20 protein-coding genes and 1 pseudogene are annotated in these 21,957 nt (G+C 62.8%); 12 read left to right on the top strand and 9 right to left on the bottom strand.

The window, feature by feature from the left end:
- Positions 1-69 precede the first annotated feature (69 nt).
- Positions 70-246 carry a hypothetical protein gene (locus Q1A91_RS09065; protein WP_299875878.1) on the bottom strand — a complete coding sequence of 59 codons (177 nt, stop codon included), beginning with the start codon at positions 244-246 and terminating at the stop codon, positions 70-72.
- A gap of 7 nt (positions 247-253) precedes the next feature.
- Positions 254-790, bottom strand: a complete 537-nt coding sequence (hpt, locus tag Q1A91_RS09060) for a hypoxanthine phosphoribosyltransferase (RefSeq protein WP_299875876.1) — start codon at positions 788-790, stop codon at positions 254-256.
- A 67-nt stretch (positions 791-857) separates the two neighbouring features.
- Here hpt and Q1A91_RS09055 point away from each other — a divergent pair, with 67 nt between their 5' ends.
- Positions 858-1,307 (top strand): type II toxin-antitoxin system RatA family toxin, encoded by a 450-nt coding sequence (locus Q1A91_RS09055; RefSeq protein ID WP_299875874.1) that lies wholly within the window; start codon positions 858-860, stop codon positions 1,305-1,307.
- Positions 1,300-2,583 (top strand): MmgE/PrpD family protein, encoded by a 1,284-nt coding sequence (locus Q1A91_RS09050; RefSeq protein WP_299875872.1) that lies wholly within the window; start codon positions 1,300-1,302, stop codon positions 2,581-2,583. The genes Q1A91_RS09055 and Q1A91_RS09050 overlap by 8 nt, the downstream gene beginning before the upstream one ends.
- Here Q1A91_RS09050 and Q1A91_RS09045 read toward each other — a convergent pair.
- The 3 genes and pseudogenes from Q1A91_RS09045 to ispF form a co-directional block, all read right to left on the bottom strand.
- Positions 2,580-3,053 (bottom strand): CinA family protein, encoded by a 474-nt coding sequence (locus Q1A91_RS09045; RefSeq protein WP_299875870.1) that lies wholly within the window; start codon positions 3,051-3,053, stop codon positions 2,580-2,582. The two genes, Q1A91_RS09050 and Q1A91_RS09045, sit on opposite strands and share 4 nt — an antisense overlap.
- Entirely contained in the window at positions 3,050-3,544 is a 495-nt protein-coding gene (locus tag Q1A91_RS09040) for a phosphatidylglycerophosphatase A (RefSeq protein WP_299875868.1), read from the bottom strand. The genes Q1A91_RS09045 and Q1A91_RS09040 overlap by 4 nt, the downstream gene beginning before the upstream one ends.
- Positions 3,541-4,026 (bottom strand): annotated as a pseudogene (gene ispF / locus Q1A91_RS09035) (2-C-methyl-D-erythritol 2,4-cyclodiphosphate synthase); the annotation flags it as partial. The gene Q1A91_RS09040 and the pseudogene ispF, both read right to left, overlap by 4 nt.
- A 195-nt stretch (positions 4,027-4,221) precedes the next feature.
- On the opposite strand from ispF, the gene dusB reads away from it, so the two are divergent.
- The 5 genes from dusB (at position 4,222) to Q1A91_RS09010 (ending at position 11,408) form a co-directional block, all read left to right on the top strand.
- Positions 4,222-5,208 (top strand): tRNA dihydrouridine synthase DusB, encoded by a 987-nt coding sequence (gene dusB, locus Q1A91_RS09030; RefSeq protein ID WP_299875866.1) that lies wholly within the window; start codon positions 4,222-4,224, stop codon positions 5,206-5,208.
- The gene (locus Q1A91_RS09025; protein ID WP_299875864.1) at positions 5,205-6,278 is read left to right on the top strand and encodes an ATP-binding protein; all 1,074 of its coding nucleotides are present in this window, start codon (positions 5,205-5,207) and stop codon (positions 6,276-6,278) included. Before dusB ends, Q1A91_RS09025 begins: the two co-directional genes overlap by 4 nt.
- A gap of 3 nt (positions 6,279-6,281) precedes the next feature.
- Positions 6,282-7,652 (top strand): response regulator, encoded by a 1,371-nt coding sequence (locus Q1A91_RS09020; protein ID WP_299875862.1) that lies wholly within the window; start codon positions 6,282-6,284, stop codon positions 7,650-7,652.
- A gap of 101 nt (positions 7,653-7,753) precedes the next feature.
- The gene (locus tag Q1A91_RS09015) at positions 7,754-10,003 is read left to right on the top strand and encodes a PAS domain-containing sensor histidine kinase (RefSeq protein ID WP_299875860.1); all 2,250 of its coding nucleotides are present in this window, start codon (positions 7,754-7,756) and stop codon (positions 10,001-10,003) included.
- The gene (locus Q1A91_RS09010) at positions 9,996-11,408 is read left to right on the top strand and encodes a sigma-54 dependent transcriptional regulator (protein ID WP_299875858.1); all 1,413 of its coding nucleotides are present in this window, start codon (positions 9,996-9,998) and stop codon (positions 11,406-11,408) included. Before Q1A91_RS09015 ends, Q1A91_RS09010 begins: the two co-directional genes overlap by 8 nt.
- 345 nt (positions 11,409-11,753) lie before the next feature.
- On the opposite strand, the gene Q1A91_RS09005 is transcribed toward Q1A91_RS09010, so the two are convergent.
- Entirely contained in the window at positions 11,754-12,272 is a 519-nt protein-coding gene (locus Q1A91_RS09005; protein WP_299875856.1) for a hypothetical protein, read from the bottom strand.
- A 68-nt stretch (positions 12,273-12,340) separates the two neighbouring features.
- A complete protein-coding gene (locus Q1A91_RS09000; protein ID WP_299875854.1) occupies positions 12,341-13,333 on the bottom strand; it encodes a nuclear transport factor 2 family protein in 993 nt (330 codons plus the stop codon).
- A gap of 200 nt (positions 13,334-13,533) precedes the next feature.
- Between Q1A91_RS09000 and trkA the strand changes: the two genes are divergently transcribed.
- The 5 genes from trkA to Q1A91_RS08975 all read left to right on the top strand — a co-directional run bounded on the left by trkA (position 13,534) and on the right by Q1A91_RS08975 (position 18,660).
- Entirely contained in the window at positions 13,534-14,910 is a 1,377-nt protein-coding gene (trkA, locus tag Q1A91_RS08995; protein ID WP_299875852.1) for a Trk system potassium transporter TrkA, read from the top strand.
- A 48-nt stretch (positions 14,911-14,958) separates the two neighbouring features.
- Positions 14,959-16,464, top strand: coding sequence for a TrkH family potassium uptake protein (locus tag Q1A91_RS08990; RefSeq protein WP_299876178.1), 1,506 nt, complete (start codon positions 14,959-14,961; stop codon positions 16,462-16,464).
- Positions 16,465-16,617: 153 nt separating this feature from the next.
- On the top strand, positions 16,618-16,857 hold the full coding sequence (gene hfq / locus Q1A91_RS08985; RefSeq protein ID WP_007119530.1) for an RNA chaperone Hfq: 240 nt from the start codon (positions 16,618-16,620) through the stop codon (positions 16,855-16,857).
- Complete coding sequence (gene hflX / locus Q1A91_RS08980) at positions 16,854-18,152, top strand: GTPase HflX (protein ID WP_299875850.1); 1,299 nt, start codon at positions 16,854-16,856, stop codon at positions 18,150-18,152. Before hfq ends, hflX begins: the two co-directional genes overlap by 4 nt.
- Before the next feature lie 94 nt (positions 18,153-18,246).
- On the top strand, positions 18,247-18,660 hold the full coding sequence (locus Q1A91_RS08975) for a DUF2177 family protein (protein WP_299875849.1): 414 nt from the start codon (positions 18,247-18,249) through the stop codon (positions 18,658-18,660).
- 177 nt (positions 18,661-18,837) lie between these two features.
- Here the strand turns inward: Q1A91_RS08975 and Q1A91_RS08970 are convergent, their stop codons facing one another.
- Together Q1A91_RS08970 and Q1A91_RS08965 are read right to left on the bottom strand one after the other, a co-directional pair.
- Positions 18,838-19,401 carry a pseudouridine synthase gene (locus Q1A91_RS08970; protein ID WP_299875847.1) on the bottom strand — a complete coding sequence of 188 codons (564 nt, stop codon included), beginning with the start codon at positions 19,399-19,401 and terminating at the stop codon, positions 18,838-18,840.
- A complete protein-coding gene (locus tag Q1A91_RS08965; RefSeq protein ID WP_299875845.1) occupies positions 19,401-21,866 on the bottom strand; it encodes a penicillin acylase family protein in 2,466 nt (821 codons plus the stop codon). The genes Q1A91_RS08970 and Q1A91_RS08965 overlap by 1 nt, the downstream gene beginning before the upstream one ends.
- Positions 21,867-21,957 lie beyond the last annotated feature (91 nt).

Below are 21,957 nucleotides of genomic sequence, written 5' to 3'. Positions count from 1 at the left end.
TGGCTCAGGCGAGGGTTACATGTTTCGCGGGGCAGGTCAAAACCCATTGTCGTGATCGGCGGGCCGGGGTCACGGCAGGCGGGGGATGCGCTCCGCTGTTGCCCAGTCCGGCCACAGGCCCAGCCATTCGATGCCGCCGATGGCCAAGGCGATGGCGATGAAGCTGAACACCATGATCACCCGCTTCATCGATGGGGGATTGCGCACCCACAGGGCTGCGCGAAACAGATGGCGCGGGTTCAGCACGCCCGCCTCACGGGAAGCGCACCTTGCCGATGTAGGGCAGGTTGCGGTTGCGCTGCGCGTAATCAATGCCGTAGCCCACAACAAATTCGTCCGGGATCTCGAACCCGGTCCAGTTGGCTTTCATGTCAACTTCCCGGCGGCTGGGTTTGTCCAGGAGCGCAATCGTACGCAACCGCGCGGGGTTGCGGCTTTGCAGCAGGTTCGTGACATGGTGCAGGGTGTGGCCGGTGTCCACGATGTCTTCGACCAGCAGCACATCGCGCCCTTCAATGGCGCCGCGCAAGTCTTTGAGAATACGCACTTCCCGGCTGCTCTCCATGCCGTCGCCATAGGAGGAGGCCTCCAGAAAATCGACCTCGATCGGCAGGTCGAGCTCGCGCACCAGATCGGCGATGAACACAAAACTGCCGCGCAGCAGCCCCACGACCACCAGCTTGTCGGTGTCTTTGAATTCGGTCTGGATTTCCCGGCACAAAGCCTCGATTCGCGCCGCGATCTCCTTGGCGGAGATCATTTCATCAATCACATAGCGACGATCTGTCATGTTCTGGCCCTTGTATTCACGGACCAAAGCCGTGAGATAGGGCGCAGTTGACCAGACCCGGACGCCAATGCCAACCCATTCCGAGACCCGACCGCTGCCTTACACCGCGCAACAGATGTACGATCTGGTGGCTGATGTGGGCAGTTACCCGCAGTTCCTGCCCTGGACCGCCGCCGCGCGCATTCGCCGTGATGAGCCGCAAGGCGATCACCGCCTGATGGAGGCGGATCTGGTGATCAGCTTCAAGGTCTTCCGCGAACGGTTCACCAGTCAGGTCAAACTGTGGGAAGAGACGCGCAGGATCGACACCGAATATCTGGACGGCCCGTTCAAGCACATGAAATCCAACTGGAAATTCGAAGAACGCGACGGCGGCTGCACGGTGCATTTCGACGTCGATTTCGAATTCCGCAACGCAATCCTGCAAGGCATCATCGGCGTTGTGTTCAATGAGGCGATGCAACGGGTGGTGCGCGCCTTTGAAACGCGGGCAGAGGCGCTTTACGGCAATGGCTGACACCGCGCCGACCGTCACCGACCAGCTTTTGAAATTCGCCCGCGCCACCCCTCCGGCAGAGGCGCAGGCGATGATGCGGCTGTCGCTGCTGGATTGGGCCGCCTGCGGCATCGCCGGCGCGCGGGAAGAGGACTTCAGCGATTTTATCCGCGCGGGCCGGGGGCAGGGGGCCTGCACCGTTCTGGGCGGGCACAGCGCAGGCCCCGCGGCGGCAGCGCTGATCAACGGCACGCTTGCCCATGCGCTGGATTTTGACGACACGCATTTTGCCCATATCGGCCATCCGTCGGTTGCGGTGGTGCCTGCGGTGCTGGCACTGGCGCAGGACGTGGGCGCATCGCTGGATGATGTGGTGGAGGCGGCAACGCTTGGGGTTGAGGCTTCGATTCTTGTAGGTCTCTGGCTGGGGCGGGATCACTACCAGATCGGCTATCACCAGACCGCGACAGCGGGTGCATTCGGGGCCACGCTGGCCACCGCGCGTCTGCTGGGTCTGGACAAGGCGCAGATGCGGCATGCGCTTGGGCTCTGTGCCTCCATGGCGTCGGGGGTCAAGGCGCAGTTCGGCACCATGGCGAAACCCCTGAACGCGGGACTTGCTGCCCGCACCGGGGTGGAGGCAACGCTTTGGGCGCAGGCGGGCATGACGGCGGCGGACGATGGCCTTGCTGGCCCGCTGGGGTTTGGCGAGACGCATCACGGGGCCGCAGTCGCGGTAACCCCAGGCAAAGCGCCCTGGCACATCGGGTCGATCAGTCACAAGTTCCACGCCTGTTGCCACGGTCTGCATGCGATGCTGGAGGCGTTGCGCGACGCCGATCTGGATCTGTCGCGGGTGGAGACGATCCGCATCCGCACCCATCCGCGCTGGATGTCCGTGTGCAACATTGAAGCGCCCACAACCGGGCTGGAAGCCAAGTTCAGCTACGCCCAGACCGCCGCCATGGCGCTGTTGGGCCATGACACAGGCGCCATCGCCAGTTTCACCGACGAGATCACCCAAGACCCCGAGGTTGTCGCCCTGCGCGCCAAGATCCGCATCAACGACGACCCGCGCCTGTCGGAAACGCAGGCGGAGGTCTTTGTCAGCATGGAAGGCCGCGAAATGCGCCGCTTTCGCCATGACCTGATGGCCCCCATGACGATGGAAGCGCGGGCAGAGAAGCTGCGGAGCAAGGCACGTGGTTTGCTGGGCGAGGTCCGTGCGGAGGACCTGCACAAGGCAGTGCAAGGCGATAGCCTGAGCGCGTTTGCTGCAATACTGTCAGAGCCTTAGGGCAGGCTCTTCATCCGGTGCATGAGCATGGTTAACGCATGATCACGCGCCGCCACACGCACCGCATCGCGCCCCAATGCGCCAAATTCAACCGTCTCGACCTGCACCTGATCTTTGGATGCCAGCCCGAAACACACCCGCCCTTCGGGTTTGAACTCTGACCCGCCGGGGCCGGCAATCCCGGTGATCGACACGGCCAATTGCGCCTCGGACCGCGCAAGCGCGCCCCGCGCCATCTGCTCTGCGACCTGTTCGGACACCGCGCCATGGGCATCCAGCGTGGATTGCGACACGCCCAGCATCTCGACCTTGGCGGCGTTCGTGTAAGTCACAAACCCCCGGTCCATCATGGCAGAGGATCCCGGCACATCCGTCAGGGCCGCCGCGACCATGCCCCCCGTGCAGCTTTCCGCACAGGTGATCATCAGACCTTTCTCAATCGCCAGTGCCAGCAGATCCGCAACCATCATCCGACCCCGTGGTACAATCCGGCCAACACCAGCACGCCAATCGCCGCAAACACACCCGCAATCACATCATCCAGCATTACGCCCAAGGCGTCGCCGCGCCGGTCCGCCCAGCCCACAGGGCCGGGTTTCCAGATGTCGAACAGCCGGAACAACGCGAAGGCCGCGATCCATCCCGGCCACATCACCAGAATGCTCATCTCCATCGACCAGGCTGCGTAGGATAAGGGCAAAAGCGCAATCCACTGGCCGACAACTTCATCCACCACAATCTCTGACGGATCATGGTCCGTCTGGCCTTTGGTCATCTCTCCCGTGGCCCACCAGCCTTTGACAAAGGCGGCAATCACCGCGATCAGCAGCAGCGGCAGCCCGCCAATCACATGGATCACCCAGGCCATGGGCAGCGCCACCAGTGATCCCCAAGTGCCCGGTGCGGGTTTGAGGTATCCGGTGCCCAGCACCGTGCCGATCATCCTTGCCAGACCGCTCATGTCGCCACCAGCGTGGCCGTCGCGATGCAGGCGATGCCTTCGCCCCGGCCCGTGAACCCCAGCCGTTCGGAGGTGGTGGCTTTCACCGACACACGGCCCACTTCAATCCCCAGCAATGCCGCCATCTGGCTGCGCATGGCGCGGGCATGGGGGCCAATCTTGGGGTGTTCGCAGATCAGCGTGCAATCCACATGGGTCAGGGTGAAGCCCCGCTGGGTGGCAAGACCAACCGCATGGCGCAGGAAAACCTCGCTCGCGGCCCCTTTCCACTGGGGATCAGAGGGGGGGAAATGCTGGCCAATGTCGCCTTCGGCCAAGGCACCATAGATCGCATCGGTGACCGTGTGCATCCCCACATCCGCATCCGAATGGCCCACAAGCGCCTGATCGTGGGGGATTTTCACACCGCACAGGGTCACGTGATCACCGGGACCGAAGGCATGCACGTCAAAACCGTTGCCTGTGCGAATGTCCATTTCTGCCTCCTGCGGTACGCTGTGCTTGGTTATCCGCCGCAGCGGCCGGGATGGCAACCGGATATGACGGGCCGTCACCATCGGCCAAAGCGCCTAATTTTTAAGCAAACAACACCGACAGCCCCCGAATATGACCTCAGTTTTGTTGTGATGGGCCAAGGGAATGGCTAAACCAAGGGGAGATGCTCAAGGATTAAGCACATGCCCGCGGCTGCCCTGCCACTTGACCTTTCCCCGCCTGTTTTTCTGGCCCCCATGGCCGGGATCACCGATTTGCCGACCCGCGCGCTGGTCGCGGGCTTTGGCGCGGGGCTGGTGGTGTCTGAAATGGTGGCTTCGCAGGAACTGCTGACCCAGCGCCCCGGCACGCGCGAAAAAGCGGAACTGGGCTTGGGTATTGAAGGCACCTCCGTCCAGATTGCCGGGCGCGAAGCGGCCCCCATGGCCGAAGCTGCACGGATCATTGCCGGGCAGGGCGCGCGGATCATCGACATTAACATGGGCTGTCCGGCCAAGAAGGTCACGCAAGGGGCCTCCGGTTCCGCGCTGATGAAAACACCCGATCACGCCCTGCGCCTGATCGAAGCGGTGGTAGAAGCTGTCGATGTGCCCGTCACATTGAAAACCCGTCTGGGCTGGGATGATGCGATGATGAACGCCGCTGACATCGCCAAACGCGCGCAGGACGTGGGCATCCGTATGGTCACCATCCATGGCCGTACGCGGTGTCAGTTCTACAAAGGCAGCGCCGATTGGACCGCCATTGGGCCGGTGAAAGCCGCGCTCGACATTCCCGTGATCGCCAATGGTGACATCATGGATGCCGCCACCGCGCAACAGGCGCTGAAACGCTCAAACGCAGACGGCGTGATGATCGGCCGCGCGGCACGGGGCAAGCCGTGGCTGCTGGCCGAAGTGGCCCATCACCTCTACGGCACCCCCGCGCCCCACATCCCCCAAGGCACTGATTTCGCGGATCTTGTCGCGCGCCACTATGAGGCGCTGCTCAGCTTCTATGGCCTGCCGCTGGGGGCCCGCGTGGCGCGCAAACATCTGGGCTGGTACATGGATCACTGCGCGACGCCAGCCCCCCTGCGCAATCAGGTGCTCACCGCCGCCAGTCCGGAGAGCACATTGACCCTCATCCGCAGCGCCATGATCCCGCAGCCGCGGGCGGCGGCGGCATGAATTCCGACCGCAGCATATGGGCCTCCCTGCCGGTGCCGACGCTGTTAATCGACGGCGAAGACCGGATCGTCGACGTCAATCCAGCCGCCGAAGGGTTCTTCAACGCCTCTGCCAAATCCATTCAGGGCCAACCCCTGTGGGATATGCTGGCGGTGGATCACCCGCTGGTGCCCGCGTTTGAGCGTGCCCGCGCCAGCTCCACACCCCTGTTTGTCAACGACGTGGATGTGGGCACCGGCCAACGCGCGCCGCTGCAATGCGCGCTGCAAATCGCGCCGCTCGCAAACACCGCGGATCACATGCTGATGATGATCTCCCCCCGTGAACTGGCCGGGCGCATGACGCAAAGCCATTCGGTGAAATCCGCTGCCAAATCCGCCATCGGCATGGCCGAAATGCTCGCCCATGAGATCAAGAACCCACTTGCCGGTATCACCGGCGCTGCGCAACTGCTGTCGATGAACCTGCCCGCAGAGGAGCTGGAACTGACCGACCTGATCGTCGCCGAAAGCCGCCGCATCGTGAAACTGCTGGGGCAAGTGGAGCAGTTCGGCAACCTGTCTGAACCGCAACGCAAACCCGTCAACCTGCATGATGTCCTCGACCGCGCCCGCCGCTCTGCCTTGCTGGGGTTCGGCGCGCAGATGCGCATCAAGGAAGACTACGACCCCTCGCTGCCGCCCTCATGGGGCGACAAGGACCAACTGCTGCAAGTGGTGCTGAACCTTTTGCGCAATGCGTCAGAGGCTGCGGGAGAGGGGGGTGGCACCATCCGCCTGCACACCTATTACGAACATTCCTTCCGCATGCGCCGCGCCGATGGGTCTGGCCAATCTCTGCCCTTGCAGATCGAGATTATCGACGACGGCCCGGGCCTGCCGGAGAACATCAAGGGCGACATCTTTGATCCCTTCGTCTCTGGCCGTGAAAACGGCACGGGGCTGGGGCTTGCGTTGGTCAGCAAGATCATCTCGGAACATGACGGCTGGATTTCCGTCAACTCGGTCCCCGGCCACACGACATTTCGCATTTCACTGCCCCGCGTTCCCGACACATCCAAGGAGAGTTAAGACATGGACGGCACCATTCTGGTCGCAGACGATGACCGCACGATCCGCACGGTTTTGACACAGGCGCTGACCCGTGCCGGCTGCAAGGTTCATGCCACCTCCAGCCTGACCACGCTGATGCGCTGGGTGGGCGAAGGGCGCGGCGATGTGGTGATCACGGATGTCGCAATGCCCGATGGCAACGGTCTGGAAATGCTGCCGAAAATTCAGGACGACCGCCCCGATCTGCCAGTCATCGTGATCTCTGCCCAGAACACCATCATGACCGCGATCAAGGCGGAAGAAGCGGACGCCTTTGACTACCTGCCCAAGCCTTTCGATCTGCCTGATCTGATGAAACGCACCGCCCGCGCGCTGGACCGCAGCGGGCCGGGGCGCAAGGTGCCTGCCGCCAGCAGCAGCGATCCCGACCGCGATGATCTGCCTTTGGTCGGACGCACCCCGGTGATGCAGCAGCTTTACCGATTGGTGGCGCGGGTGATGAACACCGACCTGCCGGTGCTGATCTGGGGCGAAAGCGGGACCGGCAAATCCCTGATCGGCCGCGCAATCCACGATTTTTCAGACCGGCGCAGCCTGCCGTTTGTCACCGTCACGGGCGGCGATCTGCAAGACATCGAAGGGCCTGCACGCATCCTTGCCCGCGTGCGCGGCGGGACGCTCCTGATTGATGAGATTGCCGACATCCCCGCGGACATTCAGGCCCGTATCGTGCGCATGATGGACGCACCGGGCGAATACACCCCGCGTTTTCTGGCCACCAGCCAGTCCGATCTGGCCGCCGCGATGAAAGAGGACAAACTGCGCCGCGATCTCTATTACCGTCTGTCGGGGGCGACGCTCCATGTGCCCGCCCTGCGCGACCGGGTTGAGGATATCGACCTGCTCGCCGCGCATTTCCTCAGCCGCGGTGATGGCGGCGCGCCGGCACTGCGGCAACTCTCTGCCGGGGCCGCGAAGGTCTTTGCCACCTACCCATGGCCCGGCAACGTGCGCCAGCTTGAACACGCCATGCGCCAACTTGCCCTGACCAGCCGCGCCACGGAGATCACCCAGACCGAAGCCGAACAGGTCCTGGGCGCGCAACCCACCGCAGAGCCGTTGCAGACCGAAGCGAACACCGAACGGCTGGGCCAAAGCGTGGAACGCCACCTGCGGCGCTACTTCGATCAGCATGGGAGTATGTTGCCGCCACCGGGCCTCTATGCCCGGATCCTGCGCGAAATCGAGGCACCGCTCATCCAGATCGCGCTGTCGGCTACGGCAGGCAATCAGGCAAAATGTGCGGATTTACTGGGCATTAACCGAAATACCCTGCGCAAGAAGATCAATGATCTCGATATTAAGGTGACACGGGGTCGAAAGATGATGTAAAAGAGCCACATAACCGTGGCCATTGGGGGACTCTCCCGATCAGGACCACATAATATGGCGGTAGGTGCAGCAATGCACCACATCATCGGTGAGGGCAGCGGGTGGCATCCCGGGCACGCAGGATCACACTGGAACGTCTTGGACGTTTGCGGCGCATCAAGCGTTTGCGCAACTGGGCAACCCTTGGGCTGGTGGTGCTGGGGCCTGTGCTGGCGGCTGTTACCTATCTGGTGCTGGGCCCGCTGGGCCAGCGCGCCGATGCGCCGGGCCTGCGGCTGATCCTTCTCACTGACCTTGTCTATGTGCTTGTGGTCGCGGCTCTGGTCCTCAGCCAGGTGGCGCGCCTGATTGCCGCGCGGCGCGCGAAATCAGCGGGCTCGCGTCTGCACCTGCGCCTGACAGGGGTGTTTGCGGCCATGGCGCTGATCCCGACGGTCACCGTGGCCGTCTTTGCCGGCCTCACCGTGAATGTCGGGCTTGAGGGGTGGTTCTCTGACCGGGTGCGCGGGGTGGTGGGCAATTCCCTTGCCGCCGCGCAGGCCTATGAAAGCGAACAACGCGAGGATCTGACCGCAGATGCCGTAGCGCTGGCACGCAGCATCGACAACGCCCGCCGTCAGGGCGTGCCGCGCGGGGACGCAGAACTGCTGGGCGAGGGGCAGCGGCTGATCCAGCGGGGCCTGCGCGAAGCCTACCTGATTGACGGCACCTCCCAGATCCGTGCGCGCGGGGATCGCTCCTACCTTTTCGACTACGAAGCGCCCTCCGCCACCCAATTGACACAGGCCCGCGATGAGGGGCTGCTGGTCATTCAGGACTGGGACAACAACGAATTCCGCGCGCTGGTCCCGATGGAGACCTTCGCGGATCGGTTCCTCTATGTCAGCCGCGATGTGGACGGGGACATCCTGTCCCTGCTGGATGAAACCAAGGAAACCGTGCGCCTCTACCAACAGCTCGAATCCGAACGGGGGCGGCTGCTGTTCAACTTCGGACTGCTCTATGTCGCCTTTGCAGTGATCCTGATCCTTGCGGCTGTCTGGCTGGGCCTGTGGTTTGCCGAACGCCTTTCTGGACCTGTGGGGCGGCTGACCGGTGCCGCGCAGCAAGTTGGGGCCGGCAATCTGGATGTGCGGGTACGCGAAGAAGACGGCGATGACGAAATCGCCATGCTCAGCCGCTATTTCAACCAGATGACCAAACAATTGCGCGGGCAGCGCGAAACGCTGCTGGACAACACCCGGCAGATTGAGCGCCGCCGCCGCTTGTTCGATTCTGTGCTGTCCTCGGTCACCTCCGGTGTGGTGGGCCTTGATCCCGAAGGCCGGGTGACCTTCGTCAACAAATCCTCCATGCGGCTGCTGGATTGGTCCGAGAACCAGCAATCGCTGGACCTGACCCTTGCGGTCCCGGAATTTGGCCCGCTGTTCAAAGCCTTGCGCGATGGCCCCAGCGAAGTGGCGCAGGGCGAAGTGAAAGTCTCCCGCCAAGGCGCGCAGGAAAACCTGCTGGTGCGGATGGCGACCCGGCGCGCGGATGACGGGCGGCTCGAAGGCTATGTGGTGGCTTTTGATGACGTCACCGATCTGGTCAGCGCGCAGCGGATGGCGGCATGGGGCGACGTGGCCCGCCGCATCGCGCATGAGATCAAGAACCCGCTCACCCCGATCCAGCTGTCTGCCGAACGCATCAAACGCAAATTCGGCCGCACGCTGGAAGGGGAGGACGCCGAAAAGCTCGACCAGATGACCGGCGTCATCATCCGCCAGACCGGCGATTTGCGTCGCATTGTCGATGAGTTTTCCAAATTCGCCCGCATGCCGGAGCCGCAGACCGCGCGCGAAAACCTTGCCGATCTGGTGCGCGACGCGGTGCTGTTGCAACAGACCGGCCAACCCGATGTGCGCATCACCGCCGAACTGCCAGAGACCCCGGCCAGCGTCGATGTGGATGCCACGATGATCTCTCAGGCGCTGACAAACCTGATCAAGAACGCAGGCGAAGCCATTGAAAGCCTGAAGGAAAAGAAACCGCCCGAGAATCTGGACCCGCAGATCATGGTGCGCATGACACTCACCGAGGATGCCGTGCAACTGACCATCGCGGACAATGGCATCGGCCTGCCCGAAGACCGCGCGCGGCTGTTTGAACCCTACGTGACCACCCGCAGCGAAGGGACCGGCCTTGGCCTGCCCATCGTGAAGAAGATTATCGAAGAGCACGGCGGCAGCCTCACGCTCGACAATGCGCCCGTGTTCGACGGGCAAGACCATTACGGCGCCATGGCGGTGATTACCCTGCCGCTGGCCCATTCCCCCCAACCGCTGACCTTGGAGACGACTGATGAGTGACATCCTGATTGTGGACGATGAACGTGATATCCGTGAGCTGATCTCGGACATTCTGGAAGACGAGGGATATGCCACCCGGCTGGCCGGCAATTCCGATGACGCGATGGCCGCCATCAACTCTGAACCGCCCGCGCTGATGATCCTCGACATCTGGCTCAAGGACAGCAAGATGGACGGCATCGACATCCTCAAGGTTGCCAAACGCGACAATCCGGATGTGCCCGTGGTCATCATCTCCGGTCATGGCAACATCGAGATCGCCGTCGCCGCGATCAAACAGGGGGCCTATGATTTCATCGAAAAGCCCTTCAACATCGACCAGTTGCTGGTGGTGATCCGCCGCGCGATGGAAACCTCGCGCCTGCGCCGCGAAAACATCTCGCTCAAGCGCCGCGATGTGACCTCGGCTGAGATGCTGGGAACCTCCGCCGCGTATCGCGCGCTTGTGGGGCAACTCGACAAGGTCACCAAATCCAACGGCCGGGTGATGCTGACCGGCCCTGCGGGATCGGGCAAGGAGGTGGCCGCGCGCTATATCCACGCCAATTCCAACCGCGCCTCCGCGCCCTTCGTCACCGTCAATTGCGCAGGTGTGGAGCCCGACCGCATGGAAGAAGTGCTCTTTGGTCGCGAAACCGCCGAACGCGGGGTGGAGCCGGGGCTGCTGGAACAGGCCCACGGCGGGGTGGTGTACTTTGACGAGGTCGCCGACATGCCGCTGGGCACGCAGTCCAAGATCCTGCGGGTGCTGGTGGACCAGCAATTCACGCGGGTGGGCGGCAATGACAAGGTCCGGGTCGATCTGCGGGTGATCTCGTCGACCAACAAGGACCTCGAACAGGCGATTGAAGCCGAAACCTTCCGGCAGGAACTCTATCATCGTCTCAACGTGGTGCCGATTGCCGTGCCCTCGCTTGAGGACCGCCGCGAGGACATCCCGCTGCTGGCGGAGCATTTCATCAAGGAATGCAACACCTCCCAGGGCCTGCCGCTGCGGGAGCTGTCCGAGGATGCCGTGGCGCTGATGCAAACCATGGTCTGGCCCGGCAACGTGCGGCAGTTGAAAAACCTGGTGGAGCGGGTGCTGATCCTCGGCGACGGCACCGGCCCGATCGAGGCCCGCGAACTGCCCGGCGAGGAAGACAGCGGCGAAGACGAAGGCCGCGTGGTGCTCTCGGGTGCTTTGGCCACCTTGCCCCTGCGCGAGGCCCGTGAAGCGTTTGAGCGGGAGTATTTGCTGACCCAGATCAACCGTTTCGGCGGGAACATCTCCCGCACGGCGAATTTCGTCGGGATGGAACGGAGTGCCTTGCACCGCAAGCTGAAGTCGCTGGGGGTGGTGACGTCCGCCAAGGCCGGCGTGCGTGTGGCGCATGTGGATGAGGAAGCGGAGGTTGCGGGGTAGGGCGCGCATTTATTGCGCACCTTGCAACATCTCGGCCCCCGGTGCGGTGCGCAATAAATGCGCACCCTACGAAACAACAAGGCATTGCGCGGGCGCCTGAACACGCACCGCGCGCCGGGCCATCGGCTGCCCCGGAAAGGCGATCTGACACGCGTTCTCTGCCACTATATGGTGCGGCTAGTGTGTTCTTTCTCGATGACCCAGCCAGCCTAACCAAATCGCCTGCCCAAGCGGGGGGCAGGCGATTGCCCGGCGGCTACGCCTTGTTCCGGGCTGGGTGTTAGCCTGGGAGGGTTGTTTTGAGGCCAAAGAAATGAATGCTGCGCTGTGAATGATTGGCGGCACCTAATCCATCACCTCAGAAATTGCTTCAACTTGGCAGCCCCAGGTTTTGCGTCCCTCTCGACGCCCATTTAGACTTCCGTACGGACGCCTGACATCGCATACCATTGATTCATTTGCCCAAATCCGAACGTTGTCTTCTCTCATTCGACGAAATAGCTTATCAATCTCTTTGAGCGCCTCGTCTCTACTTTGAACGTAGATTGCCCGTTCGAAGTTCCCACTTTGTCGGAATACTGTGATTTCAAAGATTTGGCCGGACTCAAGCTCATCGAGAAGCAGTCTATTCGCGAGTTCCCCAAGTTCGAATACACCAGTCGGCCCAGCGTCTCTAGATAAAGACTTTGGACCAACAAGCATGGACAGTAGCCCAAGCAGCAATCCGGCTCCGATGGCATAAAGCATATCTTCAAAGGTTATCCTCGATCGGAAACCAAAAAAAGCACAAAGGTTGGTAAAACGACGAGGTGCTAATGGTTTCTGCCGAAGTCCATTAAAATGGTGGAAATCACCGGCGATCAACGACCTCGCAATCCCAATGCAGCTACTAATGCAACCGCAGCGAACTTTCACTTTGTCCGCAAACCCACTCACCCCCCCAAAACATCCACCCCCTGCGTCTTCAGCCAATGCAGTGTGTCAAAGAAAATCCAGTTCTCCGACAGCTTCTCACCCTCGCGCCGGTACACATCCACCACCCGCAAATCACCTCGCACGTCCGATCCCTCAACACCCATGAACGCGCCCGCATTGGTCAGGGTCAGGTTGGGCCAGCCAAAGAACGCGCCATACTGCCCTTCGGCCATCCGGCACAGGTGGCCGTTAAAAGTCCGGTCAGAGATGTGGTGACGGAACGGACCCTGATGCTGCTCGATATAGCGATCAATCGTATACGTCGCACCGATCCCTTCGGGGCCCCACCAGGTCATGTCCTCGGTCCAGTCTTCCAGCAATTCCTCACGTGGGGTGCGGGCTTCGGGCGTGGCATTGGCCGCATCAATCGACCCGATCATGTTCTCGATCCGCGCCAGCGTTTTCACGCCCTCCGCCGGGTCTTGCGCATCCAGCAACCGCCCGTCGCCGGTGAACGGCCCCGGCTGCACCAGATGTTGCGCGGTTTGTGTGGGCAGTACAACGATCCCCGCCTGCCGCATCAGATGCAGGATGTCGCAGAAAAACGCCGTCTCCACGATCTGTCCGCCCTCAATGCGGTTGAATTCCGCATAGCGCAGCATCGCGATCTTGCGGGTGGGTGTGATCCCCAGCCAGGGTGCGTCGAACAACCCCTGCAAATGCCCCATCGAACAGGTCCAGACCGAAGACGGACCGCCCACCTCTGACACCCCGGCAAAGAAGATCTCCTCGCGCCGCTTCACATGGGTAAAGCTTGACAGATAGGGGGCCCAGAACGCCTTTGCCGCCGCCTCCGGCCCGGTGACCACGCCAAAGGGGTCAACGCCACGCCACAGCGCCTCCGCCGCCATCCGCCGGGCGAGGGTCTGGGGCACAGTATCAGGCGTGGCCTTCGCCAGCTCGGCATAATGGGCCTGAACAAGGGATTTGGCGTCTTGGAAATCGGTCATCTGGAAGCTCAATGTGGTGGTTTCTGAGACGCAGGCTAGGCATTTGCACACGTGTGCACCAGTGAAAAACACAGATATCCCGGCAAAAATCCAACCTGCCGCTTGGCCCTTGCACAAGCGGGGCGCTTGGCGTCTATTCAGGCCCACGGCAGCCGCAACACCCCCGACCTTCGGGGCGGCGCAAGCAACAGGACAGAATCATGAAAGTGATCATTTGCGGCGCGGGGCAGGTGGGCTGGCAAATCGCCCGGCACCTCAGCGGGGAACGCAACGATGTGACTGTCGTCGACAGCAACGCCGATCTGGTGCGCCGCGCGACGGATTCGCTGGATGTGCAGGGGATCGCGGGCTTTGCCAGCTACCCCGACGTGCTGGACCGGGCAGGGGCGCGGGACGCGGAGATGATCATCGCCGCGACGCATTCCGATGAGGTCAACATGGTCACCTGTCAGGTGGCCCATTCGGTCTTTGGCATCAACCGCAAGATCGCACGCCTGCGCTCGCAATCCTACCTCGATGCGATCTATTCCGACCTCTACCGCCGTGACCACATGCCCATTGACGTGGTGATCTCCCCCGAAAAGGAAGTCGCTGCTGCCGCGCTGCAACGCCTCTCTGCGCCTGCGTCTTTTGATACGGAAACGTTCATGGACGGCAAGGCGCATCTGCTGGGCATCACCATTGACGCCGAATGCCCGGTGGTGAACACGCCGCTGCGCCAGCTGTCTGATCTCTTCTCCACCCTGCGCGCGGTGGTGGTGGGCGTGCGCCGGGACGGCACGCTCTTTGCGCCCGAACCCAAGGACCAGCTTTTTGTGGGGGATGATTGCTATGTCTTCACCCACCGCGATGACATCGCCCGCACGATGGAGATTTTCGGCAAGAAAGCCACCAAACAGGAGCGGGTTGTGCTGGTGGGCGGCGGCAACGTCGGCCTTGCGGTGGCCCAGGCGCTCGAAGGGGACATCCGCCGCATCCGCACCAAGGTGATTGAGAAGAACCGCCACTGCGCCGAACGCGCGGCCGAAGCGCTGGAACGCACGATTGTGCTCAATGGCGACGGTCTGGATGCCACGCTGCTGGCGGAAGCCGGGATTTCGCGGGCCGATGCGATGCTGGCGATCACCGATGACGACAAGACCAACATGCTGGCCTGCGTGCGCGCCAAGGCCGAAGGCTGCCCCTATGTCATCGCGCTGGTCAACGACCCCACGCTGGTGCCGCTGATGACGCCACTGGGGATCGACGCCTATATCAATCCCCGCGCCACCACTGTGTCCTCCATCCTGCGGCACATCCGCCATGGCCGGGTGCGCGCCGTCTATTCCATCGGTGACGCAGAGGCGGAGGTGATCGAGGCCGAAGTCCTCTCCACCTCTCCCATCACCGGCAAGACCATATCCGAGATCGACTTTCCCGAAGGTGTGCTGGTCGGCATGATCCGCAAGGGCGACAAGATCATCCGCCCCCTTGGCAGCACCCGTATCGACGAAGGCGACACCATCGCGGTCTTTGCGCTCTCCAAGGACGTCGAACAGGTTGAGCAGTTGATGCAAGTCTCCATCGACTTTTTCTGAAGCGGAGGAGAGCCTTTGCCCCGCGAGCCCTACATCCGCGCCAGCCTGATGCAATTGCCGCTGTTCCTGCTGATGTTCGGTGTGGTGTCGGCCTCCATGATGGTGCCGGCGCTGCATGCGCTGGTGCGGGATAATGAGACCACGGCGCGGGCGTTCTTCTATGCCGGGCTCTTGGGCATGATCGCCTTTGTGCTGATCGCGGTGGCCCATGCGGGGCGCAAACCGCGGCACGGCGCGCTGGGGCCGCTGATGTCGCTGTTCAGCGCTTTTGTGATCCTGCCCGCGATGCTGGCCGTGCCTTTTCTGGAGGCGCTACCGACCACCCGTTTCGTCAATGTGTATTTCGAGATGGTCAGCGCCCTGACCACCACCGGGGCCACGATGTTCGATGATCCCGCCCGGCTGAATGACACGCTGCACCTGTGGCGCGCGCAGGTGGGCTGGATGGGCGGGTTGCTGATGTGGGTTGCGGCTTCTGCCATTCTGGCACCATTGCACCTTGGCGGGTTTGAGGTCACGGCACAGGCCGAACCGGGCCGCCGCGAAGCCGCGTTCAGCAACCGGGTGGGCAAGATCGACCACCGCGCGCGCCTGATGCGCATCTGCCGGGCGCTGGTGCCGGTCTATGCCGGGCTGACGCTGCTGTTGTGGCTGCTCTTGATGGCGGGGGGCGACCGGCCGCTGGTGGCGATCTGTCATGCGATGTCGGTGATGGCGACCTCGGGCATCTCTCCGGTTGGCGGGGTGCCGGAGGCGGACATCGGGATCACTGGCGAAGGGGTGATGCTGCTCTTCATGCTGTTTGCCCTGTCGCGGCTGACGTTTTCGCAGGACACGATCACCGCCACCCAGGGGGGCCTGCGCAGCGATCCCGAATTCCGCATCGGCATCTTCATCGTTGTGGCCGTGCCGCTGCTCTTGTTCCTGCGCCACTTCATCGGCGCGTTTGACATTGCGGAGGAAGCCAACCTTGTCAGCGGGCTCTACGCGCTTTGGGGGTCGGTGTTCACGGTGATGTCCTTTCTGACCACCACCGGCTTTGTGTCGGAACACTGGGGGGCGGCGCAAAGCTGGTCGGGGCTGGCGACGCCGGGGCTGATCCTGATGGGGCTGGCGCTGATCGGGGGCGGCGTGGCGACCACGGCGGGCGGGGTGAAACTGCTGCGGGTCTTCGCGCTCTATCACAACGGCGCGCGGGAGATGGAGCGGCTGGTGCATCCCAGTTCAGTCAGCGGGGCAGGGACCGCGGGCCGACGGTTGCAAAGCAACGGGGCCTTCATCGCATGGATCTTCTTCATGCTCTTCGCCCTGTCGCTGGCCGGGATCACCCTGTTGCTCACCCTCGCAGGCACTTCGTTCGAGGACGCGCTGGTGCTGTCCATTGCCAGCCTGTCCACCACCGGGCCGCTGGTGGAATACGCCACCGAAACCCCTGTCCGCCTGATCGAGCTGAGCGTGACCGCCAAGGCGATCCTGGCAGGCGCGATGGTGCTGGGGCGGCTCGAAACCCTCGCCATTATCGCGCTTTTGACACCAGACCTGTGGCGCGCCTGAAAGTGTCACATAACTGACATAAATTGCCCCTGCGTCAATTCTGCCACGGCTCAGAAATAGGGGCTGGAAACTCCCCTGATGTAACGACATACTTACACCGGTGGGGGGGCCCGGTACGCGGGTGCCAGCAAGAAAAATAAGTGAGATAAGACTATGGCGTCTGACAGACAGAATCTTCAGGATGCGTTCCTGAACCATGTACGCAAGACCAAGGTACCGGTCACCATTTTCCTGATCAATGGGGTCAAACTGCAAGGTGTCATCACCTGGTTTGACAATTTCTGTGTGTTGCTGCGCCGCGACGGCCAATCTCAGCTTGTCTACAAGCACGCCATCTCGACCATCATGCCCAGCCAGCCGATCAGCCTGTATGAGGGCGAAGACGCTTCTTGAGCAAAGCGCAATTTCAAATCGATGAGTCCGACGGACCCCGCGTGACACGCGCGTGGGTGCTGCATCCTGACATCCGCACAAATGCCGACCGCCGTGATCCGGGGCCAGCGCTGGAAGAAGCTGTGTCTTTGGCCCGTGCACTGCCCGCGTTGGAGGTAGTGGGGTCAGAGATCGTGCAATTGCGCAGCGTGGATGCCGGCAAATTGTTCGGCAAAGGCAAGATCCAGGACCTGCACGACCGGATGGAAGACAACGAGGTTGAACTGGTCCTCGTTGACGGCCCCGTCACGCCCGTTCAGCAACGCAATCTGGAAAAGGCCTGGGGGGTGAAGCTCCTCGACCGTACTGGCCTGATTCTAGAGATTTTTTCCGACCGCGCCGCCACCCGTGAAGGGGTGTTGCAAGTGGAGATGGCCGCTTTGAATTACCAACGCACCCGGCTGGTGCGTGCCTGGACCCACTTGGAGCGGCAGCGGGGCGGTTTGGGTTTCGTCGGCGGCCCCGGTGAGACCCAGATCGAAGCCGACCGCCGTGCGATTGACGATCAACTCGTGCGCCTGCGCCGGCAGTTGGAGAAAGTCACCAAGACCCGCGCGCTGCACCGCGCCGCGCGGGCGAAAGTGCCCTATCCGATTGTCGCCCTCGTGGGCTATACCAACGCCGGAAAGTCCACGCTTTTCAACCGCTTGACCGGGGCGGAGGTGATGGCCAAGGACATGCTTTTTGCCACGCTCGACCCCACCATGCGCAGCCTGACGCTGCCCGATGGGCCGGAGATCATCATGTCCGACACGGTTGGGTTCATCTCGGATTTGCCCACCGAACTCGTCGCTGCCTTCCGCGCCACGCTGGAAGAAGTGCTGGCCGCCGACATCATCCTGCATGTGCGCGATATTTCCCATGCGGAGACGGAAGAGCAATCGGCGGATGTGCAGGAGATCATGACCTCTCTGGGTGTGGCCTCCGACACGCCCACATTCGAGGTCTGGAACAAGATCGACCTGCTGCCGCCCGAGCGCGCAGATGCCATCCGCGCCCGTGCGGAGCGCGACGATCAGGTGCTGGCCATTTCCGCCATCACCGGCGAGGGGCTGGAGACACTGCAATCGGTTGTTGCCGAGGCCTTGCAAGGTGCTGTGCGCGAAGCGGATCTGACGCTGAGCTTTGCTGAGGGACGCAAACGCGCGTGGCTCTTTGATCAGGACATCGTGGTGTCTGAGGATCAGACGGAGGAGGGCTTCACCCTCACCGTGCGCTGGTCCGCCAAACAGGAAGCGCAGTTCCAGCAGTTGTGAGCGGGCAGAATTTTCGAAAATTCTGTGCCGGAAAATTCGAATTTTCCGGATACCGCCACATCTGGTGGTCCAAGCCGCAGCCATGAGTACCCCAATGACCGTCGTTATTCTCTACCTCATCACCTTCGCGATCTTCCTCGGGATCGACTTCCTCGGCCTCGGCACGGTCGTCAAACCTGTCTTTGACCGCACCATTGGCCATCTGATGCTGGAGACCTTCCGCATTCTGCCGGCGTTTTTCTTCTACGCTTTCTTTGTCGCGGTGTTGCTGTGGTTCGTCTCTGTCCCGGCCATGGCTGAGGGCCACAGCCTGTGGTGGGTGCTGGGGAATGCCGCACTGATCGGGGCGGTGGCCTATGGGACCTATGAGTTCACCAATCTGGCGTTGCTCAAGGACTGGACATGGGAAATGGTGATCATCGATCTGATCTGGGGGACCAGCCTGACGGCGGTTTCTGCCGTTGGCGGGGTTTGGGTGACACGGATGGTGATGGGGATGATTGGATGAGTGTGGTGGGGTGCCCCCACCCTACGGCGCTTCACCGGCATGGGAGTGATGGGGGAGAGGGTGCGCAGGGATATTTTTGGCCAAAAAGAGGGGGCAGGACGGTGCCTGGATCGGGGCCGTTGCGCGGAGTGTGACGGGGCAGGCACCGGTAGAGAAGGCGGGGGGAACTTCGCAGGCTCAGGCGCCTGTTTCAGACGCCCACCGCCAGGCGCCGGGGCGCAGGTCGTTGAGGTGCCAATCGCCCACGCCGATGCGGATCAGCCGCAAGGTGGGCAGGCCCACATGGGCGGTCATGCGGCGGACCTGCCGGTTGCGGCCTTCGCGGATGGCGATTTCCAACCAGCCATCGGGCACGGTTTTTCGGAAGCGGACCGGCGGGTCCCGCTCCCAAAGCGTGGCGGGGGGATCGACGCGCGTCACTTCTGCCGGTTTGGTGCGCCCGTCCTTGAGGTCCACCCCCTTGCGCAGGGCCATCAGCGCGCCTTCGGTGATCACCCCTTCGACCTGCACCAGATAGGTCTTGGACCGTTTGTATCTGGGATGGGCAATCCGGGCCTGCAAGGCGCCATTGTCGGTCAGCACCATCAGCCCTTCACTGTCCTTGTCGAGCCTGCCTGCCGGATAGAACCCCGGCTGGTCGATGAAGCCGGACAGGGTGGGGCGTGTTGATCCTTCGGTCCCCTTGTCGGTGAATTGCGACAGCACCCCGAAGGGTTTGTTGAACAGGATCACCCGGTTCATCAGCGCTGCGGCTCCAGCACGGTGACACCCACGGAGGCGGCCCGTGCCAGCCCTTCATCCAGCGACATCGGGATGTATTCACCCCGCCGCCACAACTGCGCCAGATCGTCATAATGGCGCGACAGGAAATGCCCCGATTGCCCGGTGGAAATCACAAAGACCGAACTGTCAGGATCGGCAAAGTCATAGACCCCGCGATAGCCCGCCCCATGCACGTTATTGAAGGGCTCCGGCCCGGTGCCCTTGGTCTTGCCCCGCTGCAAGGTGTTGTCGCCGCCGGAGGTGGATTGGCGGATGTTCACGAAATAGCGCAGCACGGGGATTTCGCCCAGCACCGGGTGGTCATGGGTGGCCTGATGCGCGTCGCCCCAGCGCAGGCTCTCCAGATTGTCGCCCCATGTCTCATTGATCCAGATCAGCGCATCATCCAGCGCCAGCCGCGCCATGTCGGGGCAGGTCTCCACCGGGGCGGATTGGCGCACGTCGCACCAGATGGCCGCCCCATCCACATCACGAAAGGCGCGTTCGATGAACACCGGTTCCACCTGAATGAATTCCTCAGCCAGCGGGCCCAGATCGTCCTGGATCATCCGCGCCTGCAAGCTGCGCAACCAGGCCGCATAGATCAGTGGCTCCGGCAGGTGTTCGTTCATCTCCCCCGACCAGCCGGCCAGCAGCGTGAGCGCGCGCTGGCGCTGGCGTTCGGGCGTGCCGTCGGGGGCGGCCTCCCCCGTGAACCACAGCTCCGCACCGATGAGCGGCAGCAGCGAGCGGGCGGTGAAGCTGACCGTGTCCAGTTGCGCTTCGATGAAGCTGTCGCGGGTGTGCACGGCGCGGGTCTGCATCAGGCGTTGCCAGCGTTGCACCCGCTGCGTGTCGCCCCAGAGGAAGGACACATGGTTGGGAAAAGGCCGGTCGACCATCTTGTTGTTGGTGTTGCCAAGGATCCCGCCCGCAGGGGCCACGAATTCCGGATTGCCCGCATAGGGCAGGCGGCCTTCCCAGCGGTTTTCCTTGACCCAGCCGGGGGTCGGCAGCCGGCCCTGGCTTTGATGGGCCGCGTCCCGGCGGGGCAGCGCGCCGATGGTTTTCATCGCAATCGTTTCGCGGTCCACCAGCGTGAGGTTCTGAGCAGGCGCGATGTAGCGCTCTCCGGCGGCGATGCCTTCGGCCACGGTCTGGGCCCGCATCAAGGCCATTGCGGCCGACATCGTCGTGTCCCGCGCCGACAGCAGCGTCCAGTTGACGGACGCCACATGGCCGGGCGGGGTGACGCTGGCCAGATTGTAGTGGGTACCGGGCAGGACGGGGCCGTTTTCGGTCCACAACAGGTTGAGCGTGACCGGATCGGCGTCCTTGATCGTGATGATGGAGGCGCGGGTGGCGAATTCCTTGAAGCCGCGTACCGTGCGGTATTCGTTCTTGTTTTCCGGGTTCAGCTCTTCGATATATACGTCCTGATCATCCACATAGGCGCTGGTCAGGCCCCAGCCCAAGGCCGCAGAGCGCCCGGTGAGGATCACCGGCACGCCGGGGATGGTGCCGCCGATCACACCGCCGGTGGAAAGCTCCATCCGGGCCAGATACCAGATCGCGGGGGCGGTGAAGCCCAGATGCGGGTCATTGGCCAGCAGCGTGCCGCCAGAGGCGGAGCGGGAGGGGGCGGCGGCCCAGGCGTTGGAGGCTCCGGCCAGTTCCAGTGGTTTGAACGGCGACAGCGGATGCGGGTCCAGCGGGATGTTGGCGGCAAAGCGCGGCGCGCCGGGGACAAGCTGCGCGTATTCGGGCAGGGCCGCGACGCCCGACCCCGGCGCATCGGGCAGCAGGTCGCGCAAGCGGTCCGCGTCTTCCAGCGCCAGTGAGGCGCGGGCGCGTTTGACCTCTGCCGACAGATGGCCGGACAATTGCAGGCCCATCAGCTTGATGATCGCCAGTGAATCCGCCGGGCGCCACGGGGCCACGGGCGCGTTGAACATCATCATCTCCGGTGCGCCGCGGCCCAGTGCTTCGGAATTGATCTGGTCGAGCCGCGCATTGACGCCGGCCGCATAGGCGTCCAGCGCGTCTTGCGTTTCGGGATCAAGGGCGGCAACCGATTCCACCGCCAGCGTATAGATATCAAACCGCCGCAGCAGCTTGTCCACGTTCAGCGTCGGTGTGCCGAAGACCTCACTCAGCCGCCCTTGCGCGGTGCGGCGCAGGGTGATCATCTGCCACAGGCGGTCCTGCGCATGGGCAAAGCCAAGGCCATAGAACACATCGCCATCCGATTGCGCAAAGATATGCGGCACATTGGCGTTGTCGCGCACGATCTCAATCGGGGTCTGGATGCCGGGCACCTGAACCGTGTCGTCGTAGTCAGGCAGGGAGCGGGATGCCAGCCAATAGACCAGCGTGACCGAAGCCACGCCCAGCACAATCAGTGCAGCAGCAAGTCGTACCAGCCAGCGAAAAACGAGCGCCATGGATGCTCCGGATGGGACCGCGCAGATTGACCAACCGGCGCAGGGTGTTAGGTGTAGCCTTCGCAATAGCGCAACTGATTGACATAGAAAA

The organism is uncultured Sulfitobacter sp., from assembly GCF_947500075.1.
In the GTDB taxonomy this organism is placed as follows: Bacteria; Pseudomonadota; Alphaproteobacteria; order Rhodobacterales; family Rhodobacteraceae; genus Sulfitobacter.
The sequence above is the reverse complement of the archived record's forward strand: the minus strand, read 5'-3'. Positions and strand labels throughout refer to the sequence as shown.

Excerpts from the sequence above, each read along its gene's own strand:
- hpt (WP_299875876.1), bottom strand. The coding sequence starts at position 790 with ATGACAGATCGTCGCTATGTGATTGATGAAATGATCTCCGCCAAGGAG.
- Q1A91_RS09055 (WP_299875874.1), top strand. The coding sequence starts at position 858 with ATGCCAACCCATTCCGAGACCCGACCGCTGCCTTACACCGCGCAACAG.
- Q1A91_RS09050 (WP_299875872.1), top strand. The coding sequence starts at position 1,300 with ATGGCTGACACCGCGCCGACCGTCACCGACCAGCTTTTGAAATTCGCC.
- Q1A91_RS09045 (WP_299875870.1), bottom strand. The coding sequence starts at position 3,053 with ATGATGGTTGCGGATCTGCTGGCACTGGCGATTGAGAAAGGTCTGATG.
- Q1A91_RS09040 (WP_299875868.1), bottom strand. The coding sequence starts at position 3,544 with ATGAGCGGTCTGGCAAGGATGATCGGCACGGTGCTGGGCACCGGATAC.
- dusB (WP_299875866.1), top strand. The coding sequence starts at position 4,222 with ATGCCCGCGGCTGCCCTGCCACTTGACCTTTCCCCGCCTGTTTTTCTG.
- Q1A91_RS09025 (WP_299875864.1), top strand. The coding sequence starts at position 5,205 with ATGAATTCCGACCGCAGCATATGGGCCTCCCTGCCGGTGCCGACGCTG.
- Q1A91_RS09020 (WP_299875862.1), top strand. The coding sequence starts at position 6,282 with ATGGACGGCACCATTCTGGTCGCAGACGATGACCGCACGATCCGCACG.
- Q1A91_RS09010 (WP_299875858.1), top strand. The coding sequence starts at position 9,996 with ATGAGTGACATCCTGATTGTGGACGATGAACGTGATATCCGTGAGCTG.
- Q1A91_RS09000 (WP_299875854.1), bottom strand. The coding sequence starts at position 13,333 with ATGACCGATTTCCAAGACGCCAAATCCCTTGTTCAGGCCCATTATGCC.
- trkA (WP_299875852.1), top strand. The coding sequence starts at position 13,534 with ATGAAAGTGATCATTTGCGGCGCGGGGCAGGTGGGCTGGCAAATCGCC.
- Q1A91_RS08990 (WP_299876178.1), top strand. The coding sequence starts at position 14,959 with ATGCAATTGCCGCTGTTCCTGCTGATGTTCGGTGTGGTGTCGGCCTCC.
- hfq (WP_007119530.1), top strand. The coding sequence starts at position 16,618 with ATGGCGTCTGACAGACAGAATCTTCAGGATGCGTTCCTGAACCATGTA.
- Q1A91_RS08975 (WP_299875849.1), top strand. The coding sequence starts at position 18,247 with ATGACCGTCGTTATTCTCTACCTCATCACCTTCGCGATCTTCCTCGGG.
- Q1A91_RS08970 (WP_299875847.1), bottom strand. The coding sequence starts at position 19,401 with ATGAACCGGGTGATCCTGTTCAACAAACCCTTCGGGGTGCTGTCGCAA.
- Q1A91_RS08965 (WP_299875845.1), bottom strand. The coding sequence starts at position 21,866 with ATGGCGCTCGTTTTTCGCTGGCTGGTACGACTTGCTGCTGCACTGATT.